General features: G+C 52.9%; 9 protein-coding genes. All 9 read left to right on the top strand.

What is annotated here, in order from left to right:
• Window positions 1-64 precede the first annotated feature (64 nt).
• The 9 genes from F608_RS0117595 (at window position 65) to clpB (ending at window position 11,846) form a co-directional block, all read left to right on the top strand.
• On the top strand, window positions 65-1,795 hold the full coding sequence (locus F608_RS0117595; protein ID WP_022666976.1) for a DEAD/DEAH box helicase: 1,731 nt from the start codon (window positions 65-67) through the stop codon (window positions 1,793-1,795).
• Window positions 1,796-1,882: 87 nt separating this feature from the next.
• Window positions 1,883-2,347: an iron-sulfur cluster assembly scaffold protein gene (locus F608_RS0117590; protein ID WP_022666975.1), complete on the top strand. Its 465-nt coding sequence runs from the start codon at window positions 1,883-1,885 to the stop codon at window positions 2,345-2,347.
• A 211-nt stretch (window positions 2,348-2,558) separates the two neighbouring features.
• Window positions 2,559-3,392: a TIGR02757 family protein gene (locus tag F608_RS32440; RefSeq protein ID WP_244154305.1), complete on the top strand. Its 834-nt coding sequence runs from the start codon at window positions 2,559-2,561 to the stop codon at window positions 3,390-3,392.
• Window positions 3,389-4,099: a DNA/RNA nuclease SfsA gene (gene sfsA / locus F608_RS0117580; protein WP_022666973.1), complete on the top strand. Its 711-nt coding sequence runs from the start codon at window positions 3,389-3,391 to the stop codon at window positions 4,097-4,099. Before F608_RS32440 ends, sfsA begins: the two co-directional genes overlap by 4 nt.
• A 97-nt stretch (window positions 4,100-4,196) precedes the next feature.
• Window positions 4,197-4,760 (top strand): Fe-S cluster assembly protein NifU, encoded by a 564-nt coding sequence (gene nifU, locus F608_RS0117575; protein ID WP_022666972.1) that lies wholly within the window; start codon window positions 4,197-4,199, stop codon window positions 4,758-4,760.
• A 2-nt stretch (window positions 4,761-4,762) separates the two neighbouring features.
• Window positions 4,763-5,935, top strand: a complete 1,173-nt coding sequence (gene nifS / locus F608_RS0117570; protein WP_022666971.1) for a cysteine desulfurase NifS — start codon at window positions 4,763-4,765, stop codon at window positions 5,933-5,935.
• Between the two features lie 297 nt (window positions 5,936-6,232).
• The gene (locus F608_RS0117565) at window positions 6,233-7,702 is read left to right on the top strand and encodes a cyclic nucleotide-binding domain-containing protein (RefSeq protein ID WP_022666970.1); all 1,470 of its coding nucleotides are present in this window, start codon (window positions 6,233-6,235) and stop codon (window positions 7,700-7,702) included.
• Window positions 7,703-7,715: 13 nt separating this feature from the next.
• Complete coding sequence (locus F608_RS35015; RefSeq protein ID WP_022666969.1) at window positions 7,716-9,080, top strand: HD-GYP domain-containing protein; 1,365 nt, start codon at window positions 7,716-7,718, stop codon at window positions 9,078-9,080.
• A 171-nt stretch (window positions 9,081-9,251) separates the two neighbouring features.
• Window positions 9,252-11,846, top strand: coding sequence for an ATP-dependent chaperone ClpB (gene clpB / locus F608_RS0117555; protein WP_022666967.1), 2,595 nt, complete (start codon window positions 9,252-9,254; stop codon window positions 11,844-11,846).
• The last annotated feature ends 73 nt before the right edge of the window (window positions 11,847-11,919 follow it).

Here is an 11,919-nt window from a genome sequence, read left to right as displayed (position 1 = left end):
TAAATATGGCATTTTTTATCTCCAGGGACTGATCCTGGTCCCATGCCTTTAAGGAACCCCCTTTATGCTCCAGAATAATGTGCCCCTTTGCGGGTTTGACGAAATGTCCCTGAACCCCCAAGTCTTGAATGCCCTGAAAGAAGTGGGCTACCATACTCCCACCCCTATCCAGGCCCGGACCATTCCCTGTCTGGCCCGGGGCAGGGACGTACTGGGCCAGGCCAGAACCGGCACGGGCAAAACCGCCGCCTTTGCCCTGCCCCTGCTCTCCCGGATTGATCTTGAGAATAAGCGGCCCCAGGTATTGGTCCTCACCCCCACCCGGGAACTGGCCATCCAGGTGGCGGAATCCTTTAAGACCTACGGGGCAAAGATGAAAAAGCTGAATGTCCTGGCCGTATACGGAGGCCAGAGCTACGGGGTCCAGCTGAACCAGCTCAAGAGGGGCGTCCATGTGGTGGTGGGAACCCCGGGGCGGCTCATGGATCATCTGAGAAGAAAAACCCTTTCCCTGGCCGATCTTTTCTGCACGGTTCTGGATGAGGCCGATGAGATGCTTCACATGGGGTTTATCGACGATGTGGAGTGGATATTGGAAAAGACACCCCGGGAGTGCCAGACCGCACTTTTTTCAGCCACCATGCCCGGTCCCATCCGGAAGATTTCCGGCAAATACCTGGACGATCCGGAAGAGATCATTGTCCAGTCGGATAAGACCGAACTGGGCACCATTGACCAGCAGTGCTGGGTGGTCAAGGGGGCAAACAAGTCCCTGGCCCTGGTCCGGATACTGGAAGCGGCCGCCTTTGACGGGGTCATTGTATTCGTCAAAACCAGGGTGGCCACACTCGAGGTGACCAAGGTTCTGGAAGAAAAGGGGTTCAAGGCAGAGGCCCTCAACGGAGAGCTTGCCCAGAACGCCAGGGAACGAACCGTCAACCGACTGAAAAACGGCAGGATCGATATCCTGGTGGCCACGGATGTGGCGGCCCGGGGACTGGATGTGGACCGGATCTCCCATGTGGTCAACTATGACATGCCCCCCAAGGTGGAGCCCTATGTGCACAGAATCGGAAGAACCGGCAGGGCCGGGCGTACCGGAGAGGCCATTCTCTTTGTTAGACCCAATGAGCGCTGGATGCTCAAAAAAATTGAAAAAACCACAAAACAGAAGGTAAGGGAAATCTTTCTGCCCACCAACCGGGATATCAATGCCAAACGGGTGGAAAACTTTAAGCAGACCCTTACCCGGACCTTGGAGTCAGGAGACCTGACGGTTTTTGAGAATTTGATCCAAGAGTTTGCCGACCAGGAGAATATTCCGGTTATCCGGGCGGCGGCAGCTCTGGCAAAACTGGCCCACGGGGATGCTCCGTTTCTGCTTTCAGGCCAGGAAACCCGGACAAAAGAGAAGTCCGGGGCGGTGAAACAAAAAACTTCAGGCCCCAAAAATGTGGCCATGAAAGAAAGACCCAAACGCCGGGGGACCCAGGAAAAAAAATCCCAAAAGACAGACCCCGGGAAAAACCAGAGCCATAGGGGAAACCTTGCCCTGGAAAAAGGCATGGAACGCTACCGCATAGAGGTGGGCAGCAAACATGGGGTGAGGTCCAGGGACATTGTGGGGGCCATCACAAACGAGGCCGGCCTTGAGGGGAAATACATCTCCAATATCAACATCAGCCCGGATTTTTCCATGGTGGATCTTCCCTTTGGCATGCCCAAACAGGTGTTTAAACTCCTCAAAAAGACCTGGGTCCGGTCCCATCAGATGGCCATCTCAAAGTGTGCCTGAAAGTGGTTTACACTCTGTTTGTTTTTTCGTAAAATCCCGGTCGGAACAATGAAACAGAATTTATAAACTCGACATTGGGAAAAACAAATGACGGACAAACTGGATCAGTTCATAGACAGCCTCCAGGAAGAGATAAACCAGGAGGCCAGGCAGGTACTGGGTGAGAAAGGGTTTCACCGCTGGCAGAACCCCAGATTCAGAGGCAGCCTGGAACACTTTGATGTTCATGCCCATACCTTGGGAGACTGCGGGGATTCCATGGATATTTATTTGGAATTTGACGGGGAAAAGGTGAAAAATGCCTCTTATGTGACCGACGGCTGCGGCTCCAGCAATGTCTGCGGCTCCTTTGCTGCGGAACTGAGCATGGGCCGGCAGGTTGAAGAGCTGGCCGATATCACGGGGGAACTCATCCTGTCCAGGCTGGGCAATGTCCCGGAAGATGAAAAACATTGTGCCTTTCTTGCCGCCGGCACGGTCCAGGAGGCCCTGCGCATCTACATGACCCGGGGAACGGACAACGAGAAAAGAGAGCAACCCGGTCCATCGTAAAATCTCCAGGTGACCTGAAACCGGTTCCCATTGTCGGTTGCGCTCTTCATGATTCATGAGCCCCTGAACTTCGGCCGGGGGCTTTTCAAATTCTTTCCAAAATCTTATCCATTTATCTTTCAAGACTGGTCTTAATTTTGCTTTATCCATTTACAAGGATCGATAAATGAATGGAAAACCAAGGCGGATAAGAAAACTGCGGAAGGCAAAAGTGAGTCGGGCGCTGAAGAAAAAACTGGAATCCATATACAAAGGGTATAACAAGAGGGAATTCGTGGACCCGGATCCCCTGCTTTTTCTCTATGATTATCCTGACACAAGGGACCGGGAGATCGCCGGACTTATCGCGGCCTGCCTGGCCTACGGCAGGGTGGAGATGATCATGAAGAGCGTGGGCCGGGTATTGGACACCATGGGAGCCTCCCCCTTTGAATACCTGACCCGTTCCGACGCCCGAAAGATCTCCTCTGATTTCAAGGGATTCAAATACCGGTTTGCCGGTGAAACCCATATATGCGCCCTGATCAATGGGATAAGGAGGGTGGTCTTTGACTACGGGTCCCTGGAAGGATGTTTTCTTGCGGGAACGGACACGGGAGAAACAATTGTCCCGGCCGGGCTCTCTTTTCTGACCCAAAGTCTGGATCCCTTGAGGCAGACCGGGCATTTGCTGGCAGATCCCCTGAAGACGAGCGCCTGCAAGCGGAGTCATCTTTATTTAAGATGGATGGTACGAGAGGACGGGGTGGACCCGGGAGGATGGAAACGGGTGGCTCCGGACCAGTTGATCATCCCCCTTGATACACATATGTACAGGATTGGAACAATCCTGGGTTTTACCCGGCGCAAAAACCCGGACCGGGCAGCCGCCCTTGAGGTGACTCAGGGGTTTAGAAAAATCAATGAAAAGGATCCGGTAAAATATGATTTCTCCCTGACCCGGTTCGGCATCCGCCGGAGCCTTGAAATGGATGAATTGGAAAAGTATCTGAGGGACTCGGATCTGGTACGGATAAACAAAGAAGAATCAAAGGAAAAACAATGAGCTATAGGGGCCATGAACTGCCAAGCCTGATTGAGGGAAGACTGATCCGCCGGTATAAACGATTTCTGGCCGATGTGGAATTGGAAGACGGACAAATGGTCACGGCCCATTGCCCCAACTCCGGATCCATGAAAGGGTGTGCCCTGGCAGGGGCACCGGTCTGGATTTCAGAGAGCGACAATAAAAAACGAAAACTCAAATTCACCTGGGAGCTGATCCAAACCCCGGAATCCATGATCGGAGTCAATACCCAGGTGCCCAACAAGCTGGTGGGGGAATCCATAAAAAACGGGCTGGTGGAGGAACTGGAGGAATTTACAAAGGTCCGGCCCGAAGTCAAAACCAGTGACCATACCCGGCTGGACCTGAAACTGGAAAATGAATCCGGGCAGATCTGTTTTGTGGAGATTAAGAACTGCACCCTGGTTGAACAGGGCCGGGCCATGTTCCCCGATGCCGTAACCACCCGGGGGCAAAAACACCTGGATGAGCTGGCCCGCCTGGCCGGGCAGGGACACAGGGCCGTGATCTTCTATCTGATTCAGCGCACGGATGCCAAGATCTTTTCACCGGCCGCCGGGATTGACCCCAAGTATGCAGAAAAACTAAAGTCCGCCCGGAAAAACGGAGTTCAGATCATTACCCGGGATGTAAGAATCAATCCCCGGAGAATCTGTTTGAACCGGGCGGTGCCCGTTGAACTCTGAGGGTATTGACAATCTACCACTATGTAGTATTTTAGGTCATGACAAACAAAGGACCCTTAAATCAGGATAACCGCCTGGCAAAATAAAGGAGACAAGCATGTGGGATTATACGGACAAGGTCAAGGAACATTTCCTGAAACCCAGGAACGTAGGGGAATTGGAAGATGCCAATGCCGTGGGTGAGACAGGATCCATCAACTGCGGGGATGCCCTGAAACTCTTTTTAAAGGTCAATGAAAACGAAAGAATCATTGATGCCTCTTTCATGACCTTCGGCTGTGCCAGTGCCGTGGCGTCATCATCGGCCCTGACAGAGATCATCAAGGGCATGACCCTGGATGAGGCCGCCAAGGTGACCAATGACGATATTGCCGACTTTCTGGGGGGACTTCCCAAGGAGAAAATGCATTGTTCGGTCATGGGCCAGGCCGCATTGAAAAAGGCCATTGCCAATTACCGGGGGATTCAGATCCTTGAAAAACCGGGGGAGATGGTCTGTGAATGCTTTGAAGTCACCGACCTTGAGATCATTGATGCCGTAAAAACCAAGGGTCTTGAAACCACCGAGGACGTGACCAATTATCTCAAGGCCGGGGGCGGATGCGGCAAGTGTTTGGATCGGATTGAGGAAATTATTGAATCGGTACAGGTCAAAGGATAGCCATGGACGTCATATACACGGATAACAACGCCACCACAAAAGTTGCCGATGAGGTGATTCAGGAGATGCTGCCCTACTTCGGTGAGATGTACGGAAACCCCTCCTCCATGTATACCTTTGGGGACAAGGTGGGCAAAAAAATCAAAGAGGCCAGGCAGCGGGTGGCCGGCCTGATTAACGCAGATCCTGAAGAGATCGTCTTCACCAGCTGCGGCACCGAAAGCGACAATGCCGCCATAAACGCCGCCCTGACGGCCTTTCCCGATAAAAAACATATCATTACATCCGTGGTGGAGCATCCGGCGATTTTAAATCTGTGCAAATACCTGGAAAAAAAGAGGGGCTACAAGGTCACCTTTGTTCCCGTGGACAAAAAGGGCCGCCTGGATATGGACACCCTTTACAGCAGCATGTCAAAAGACACGGCCGTGATCTCCATCATGTGGGCCAACAACGAAACCGGTATGATTTTTCCCGTTGAAGAAATTGCAAAAAAAGCGGGGGAGAAGGGAATTCTCTTTCATACCGATGGGGTCCAGGCCACGGGCAAGATTCCCATTGATGTAAAAAAGGCCGGAATAGACATGCTCTCCCTGTCCGGACATAAGATCCATGCCCCCAAGGGCGTGGGGGTGCTTTACGTAAAAAAGGGATTAAAGTTCTCTCCCTTTCTCATCGGAGGCCACCAGGAAAGCGGCAGACGCGGCGGCACGGAGAACACCGTATCCATCATCGGTCTGGGAAAGGCATGCGAACTGGCCCGGGAAAACCTAAGCCAGATGAATACCCATGTCAAAGACCTGCGGGACTATCTCCAGAACCGGCTATTGGAAAAGATCCCCTCATGTTCCGTGAACGGGGAACTGGAAAGCCGTCTGCCCAATACCCTGTCCATCGGGTTTGACGCCGTGGAAGGGGAATCCATCCTCATGCTCCTGGACCAGGAGGGAATCTGCGCCTCATCCGGTTCCGCCTGTACCTCTGGCTCCCTTGATCCCTCCCATGTGCTCATGGCCATGGATGTACCCTATAAATCCGCCCATGGAACCATCCGCTTTTCCCTGTCCCACTACAATACCAAAGAGGAGATGGATAAAATCGTCAATGCCATGGTGCCCATCATTGACAGGCTCCGGCAGATGTCGCCCTTCTGGAAAGACGGAAAGATGATCTAGCGCAGTCCCACAACTGAAAAACCAATCAGACAGGGGGGCCTTTTGGCCGCCCTGTTTGTCGTTTTCGTCCCTCCTTCCGGCATATGACATTATATTCTTGACGAAATTATTACCTTTACTCTACAATATTGCGGTAATTTAGGCTTGTCCTTCGGGCAGACAGACCCCAAAAGACGAAAACGAACGCATATCAACTGGGTATGCCTTTTTGATTTAAACCGGGCAGCCTGAAAAACAAATAATTCGTTTGGTTTCAATTCATTTCCCGGGCAGTAATTCCGTCCGAAAGGAGTGGCCATGACCATTACTGACACCCAGACCCTGAATCGCATTTTGGAATTTTTCAGTTCAACCCCATGTGCCAAAAATTCGGAAATCGTGATCGGAGGCGACAGGGCAAGTTCCATCTATTACCTGAAAACAGGGGCTGTTGAGGTTTCCTATACCTCCCAGGATACGAAAATCCTGGTGGCCCTCATCGGTGCGGGTAATTTTTTTGGAGAGATCGGATTTTTTGATGAAATTTCAAGGGTCCGCGATATCCGGGCAACAGAAGAATCTGAAATTCTGACCCTGAACCGGGAGGACCTCCGGAAAATACAGGAGAAAGATCCTGTCCTGTTCGGGGACTTCATGGTTTTTCTGGCGGAACGGATCTGTTCCAAATTCAGGAGAATTCTTAGCGAAAGAGACCCCCTTGCCAGCTATGCAGAGTCCCTGTCCACGGGACGGCGCAGGATGGGGGAGTCAAAACCCCTGCCCGATGAATTTTTTAAGACCCCGGAGGGCCAACGGATAAAAGAGGCCATTGATGGATTCAAATCCCAGATGTTTGAACTCTCCTTCGGCGTACAGAAAGCAGTGAGCCCGGACATTCCGGAAAAACTTCAGACAGCGGGCTATGATCTTCTTAACAGACTCCATGGATGGCTCCGGGCAGAGGGTCCCCTGGTTGAAGAATCCCCCAATGCCGATATTGTCTGGGGCTATATTTTCAAGGAGGTTTTCCCCTATTTCATGAGAAGCCGCTACCTGGAAAGAGCCTATTTCAAACCCAAGGGATATGCAGGGGACTGCAATATGATCGAAATGATATATGCCAATGAGCCCCATGGAGACGGGAAGATCGGCAAATTGATTGATCAGTGGTCCCTTGACAGCGCCTCCTGCCATGCCGTACGGGGGCGAAGACGACTTTTAAGCCACCACCTTAAAACCATGTGCGATGAAAAAAAGGAGGCAGACGGCCCCATCCGCATCATGTCCCTGGCCTGCGGACCCAGCCGGGAACTTTGTGATTTTCTTTCCCAATGCAGACACAGCGAAAAAGTTGAGGTCCTCTGCGTGGACATAGATCCGGAGGCCCTTGAGATGTCTGCAAAAAATATCAGCCAGGTAGACCACAAGGCCGATATCCGGTTCATGAATGAAAATCTTATCAAGTGGGCCCTTGGAAAAGCCGATCAGGAATTTGGTAAGAAAGATATTATTTATTCGGCAGGACTGCTGGACTATCTTGACGATTCCCTTTTTATCGCCTTTGCCACCCGGTGCCATCAGCACCTGAAGCCCGGGGGTCATTTGATCGTCGGGAATTTTAAATCCGGTCCCGACCGTATATTCATGGATCACATCGTTGACTGGAAATTGATCCTGAGGGAAGAAGAAGATTTTAAAAGGCTGTTTGCCCAAACGCCCTTTGGAGAGGACATCATTGTAATTGAAGAAGACCAGGGAATTAATCTGTTTTCCATCGCAACGCATTAGCCGGGAACCGACAATGAAAAAAGGCTGGAGAAAAACCAAAGATCCAGACCTCTTTGAACAGGAGACAGGGGAACTTCTTCACCAGAGGGTGCGTGTCTGCATCTGGCTGGGCATTGTGCTCTATCCCCTGTTCTCCCTGCTGGACTATCTGGCGGCTCCGGAGCACTTCAGGCTGTTTTTATTCTACAGGGGAATGTTTTCCCTCTCCTGCATCCTTCTCCTTTTTTTCCACTCCCGGGGATTTTTACGGCAGCTCTCTTTTGCCGTGGTTCTCATCTGGTGTACCCTGGCCGCCCTTGTCATCTCTCTTATGATTATCCGGCTGGGGGGATTCAGTTCCTCCTACTATGCGGGCATCATCCTTGTCATGATGATCTGTTCAACGGTGCTGCCCCTGAACAAGAGGCAGGCGGCTTTTTCAATGCTTCTTCTCTATCTATCCTATGTCATTCCGGTTTATCTTCTTACGGATCCGTCACATCAGGATGTAAAACTGCTGTTCAACAATAGCTTTTTTTTCGCCAGTTTTACCGCCGTGTCAATCATCCAATGCCACCAGGAGACAAGGGCGAGAAAAAGAGAGTTCCTGTTGAAGATGAGGCTGGATTCGGACCTGGTCGCTTCCTACCGGGATTTTCAAAACGCCCGCATCGCAACGATTCTGGGCCTGGCCAAACTGGCAGAATACCGGGATACAGATACGGGCAATCACCTGGAAAGGATCCGGGAATATACAAAGGTGATCGCCGGACAGCTTTCAAAAACTCCCAAGTATTCATCCTATATCACCCAGGAATATATTGACGATCTTTGTCTTTCAGCGGTCCTCCATGATATCGGCAAGGTCGGAATCCCCGATGCCATCCTCCTCAAAGCCGGGAAACTTACCCGTGAGGAGTTTGAAACCATCAAACTTCACACCGTCTACGGCGGGGATATTCTCAAGATGGTAGAGTCCAAAGTCAAGGGCCAGTCATTTATTACACTGGGCAAGGAAATCGCCTATTCCCATCATGAAAAATGGGACGGAACCGGTTATCCCAAGGGGCTGAAGGGGGAGGAAATTCCTTTATCCACCCGGATTGTGGCCCTGGCCGATGTCTATGACGCCCTCACCTCAAGGCGGAGCTACAAGGAGGCCTTTTCCCATGAAAAAACCGTGGACATCATCTTCCAGGGAAAAGGCAAACATTTTGATCCCGATGTTGTGGATGCCTTCATGACCCGGGAGAAGGAATTCAAAAGGATCCGGAACAAAATGCCGCCCGGATCACAAAGGAAAAATCCAAACCGGATCAGATACGAATCCGGATCACAGATTTTTGAAGAAATCCACGGATCAGATGAAACTCTCCTGGAACACATCTCTTCCAAATAAGGGAAAAATCCAAAAACCCCCCCCCGGGTTGAAAATTGGAAAACCCAGGCAAATCCGGCAGAACAACCCAAAATATAATTTTACACGGGCCCGGCAGAACAGGGTTGACTAAATTCTTTATTGCATTACTTTTTGTATGTCAATTTAAATAATAATGAAAAGGAAGCATAAATGAAATTTGACAAGCTCACCATGAAATCCCAGGAACTGGTCCAGTCTGCCCATGATCTGGCCCAAAAGCTGAATCACCCGACCATAGATCCGATCCATTTTTTAAAGGCCATACTCAAGGACGACCAGGGCGTGGCAGATGCTATCCTGAAAAAAATCGGGGTGTCTCTGCCCGATCTGAACCGATCTGTGGATGACAGCCTGGGGAAAAAGCCCCGGGTGACGGGGGAAACGGATCTTTACATCTCCAGGGAAAGCAAAAAGATGCTGGATCTGGCCTTTGACGAGGCCGGGAAGATGAAGGACCAGTATGTCAGCCTGGAACATGTTTTCCTGGCCCTGGGAGCTTCCAAGGGGGAGGCCGGGAAGATCCTGACCAGCGCCGGCGTGACCCGGGATGCCGTCCTGTCCGTGCTCAAGGATATCCGGGGCAACCAGACCGTCACGGACCAGAACCCCGAGGAGAAATACCAGGCCCTGGAAAAATTCGGCCGGGACCTGACCCTTCTTGCCCGGTCCGGCAAGCTGGATCCGGTCATCGGAAGGGACGAAGAGATCCGGCGCATCGTCCAGGTTCTGTCCCGGCGGCGTAAGAACAATCCCGTGCTCATCGGCGAACCCGGGGTGGGCAAGACCGCCATTGTGGAGGGCCTGGCCCAGAGGATCGTGGAGGGGGACGTCTCCGACAGCCTGAAGAACCGGAGGGTGGTGGCCCTGGACATGGGAGCCCTGCTGGCCGGGGCCAAGTTCAGGGGGGAGTTTGAAGAGCGGTTAAAGGCCGTGCTCAAAGAGGTGGAGGCCGCCGAAGGAGAGGTGGTCCTCTTTATCGACGAGCTCCATACGGTGGTGGGGGCCGGTGCGGCCGAAGGCTCCGTGGATGCCTCCAATATGCTCAAGCCGGCCCTGGCCCGGGGGACGCTGCGGTGCGTCGGAGCCACCACCCTGGATGAGTACCGGAAATACATAGAAAAAGATGCAGCCCTGGAACGGCGGTTCCAGCCGGTACATGCCAAGGAACCCACGGTGGAGGACACGATTTCCATTTTAAGGGGACTCAAGGAAAAATACGAAGTCCACCACGGGATCCGGATCAAGGATTCGGCCATTGTGGCGGCGGCCACCCTGTCCAGCCGGTACATTGCCGACCGGTTCCTGCCGGACAAGGCTGTGGATCTCATTGACGAATGCGCATCCCGTCTGCGGATCGAAATCGACTCCATGCCCCGGGCCATAGATGAGATCCAGCGGAAGATCACCCAGGCCCAGATTGAGCGCCAGGCCCTGGTCAAGGAAAAGGATCAGGCTTCCAGGGAGCGCCTGGAAATCCTGGAAAAGGAAATCGCCGCCATGAAAGAGGAGATCGGCCCCTTAAAGCTGCACTGGGACAGTGAAAAATCCCTGATCCAGGAGATCTCCACCCTCCGGGAGGAGATGGACAAGGCCCAGACCCTGGCCCAGATGGCTGAACGAAACGGGGACCTGGAGAAAGTGGCCCAGATCCGGTACGGCACCCTGGAAGAGTTAAAGCATAGCCTGGAATCCAGAAAACAGGATCTGGACCGGCTCCAGCAGACCCGGAAGATGCTCCGGGAGGATGTGGAAGAGGGGGACGTGGCCGACGTGGTCTCTTCCTGGACCGGGATACCCGTATCCAAGATGCTCCAGGGAGAACAGGAAAAACTGGTTCAAATGGAATCCCATATCCAGAAGAGGGTCATCGGCCAGAAGACCGCCATTGATGCCGTGTCCAATGCCGTGCGAAGGGCAAGATCCGGGCTCCAGCCCGAGGACCGGCCCATTGGAACCTTTATCTTCATGGGGCCCACCGGCGTGGGAAAAACCGAACTGGCCAAATCCCTGGCAGGCTTCATGTTCGACAGCGACCAAGCCATGGTGAGGGTGGACATGTCCGAGTACATGGAAAAGCACTCCGTGGCCCGGCTCATCGGAGCCCCTCCCGGGTATGTGGGATATGACGAGGGAGGATATCTTACCGAGGCCGTGCGAAGGAGACCCTATTCGGTGATCCTCTTTGACGAGATTGAAAAGGCCCACCCGGATGTATTCAACGTTCTGCTCCAGGTCCTGGACGACGGCCGCATGACCGACGGACAGGGCCGGACCGTGGATTTCAGGAACACCATCATCATCATGACCTCCAACGTGGGGTCCCGGTTTCTCCAGACTGCGGGAGAGGATTCAGGTCTTACGGAAGCGGACCGGGAAAAGGGCATCTCCCAGGCCCTGAAACAGGCCTTCAGACCCGAATTCCTGAACCGGATCGACGAGATCATTACCTTCCACGCCCTGACCCGGGAAAACATAGAGGAGATCGCACGGATTCAGATCCACCACCTGAACCGACGGCTCAAACCCAGGAATATTGAGGTCTGCCCGGATGATAAAGCCATGGCCTGGCTGGCCCGGAACGGATATGATCCCGGATTCGGGGCCAGACCCCTGAAGCGGGTGATCCAGAGGGAAATCGAAAACCCTCTTTCCATGGCCCTTCTCAAGGGGGATTTTTCAAAAGGGGATACCATCCGGTTCACGGCGGATGATTCCGGGGATCATCTGATACTGGCCGGCAGATAAGAAATCATCTGGCCCGCAAAGGTGCCGGGCGGGGATTTTCATTGACTGAATCTCCCCGCCCGGACCCGCCCCG

Origin of the sequence: Desulfospira joergensenii DSM 10085 (assembly GCF_000420085.1) — a bacterium.
In the GTDB taxonomy this organism is placed as follows: Bacteria; Desulfobacterota; Desulfobacteria; order Desulfobacterales; family Desulfobacteraceae; genus Desulfospira; species Desulfospira joergensenii.
Note: the sequence above shows the minus strand (reverse complement) of the source record. Positions and strands in the feature narration are given on the sequence as shown.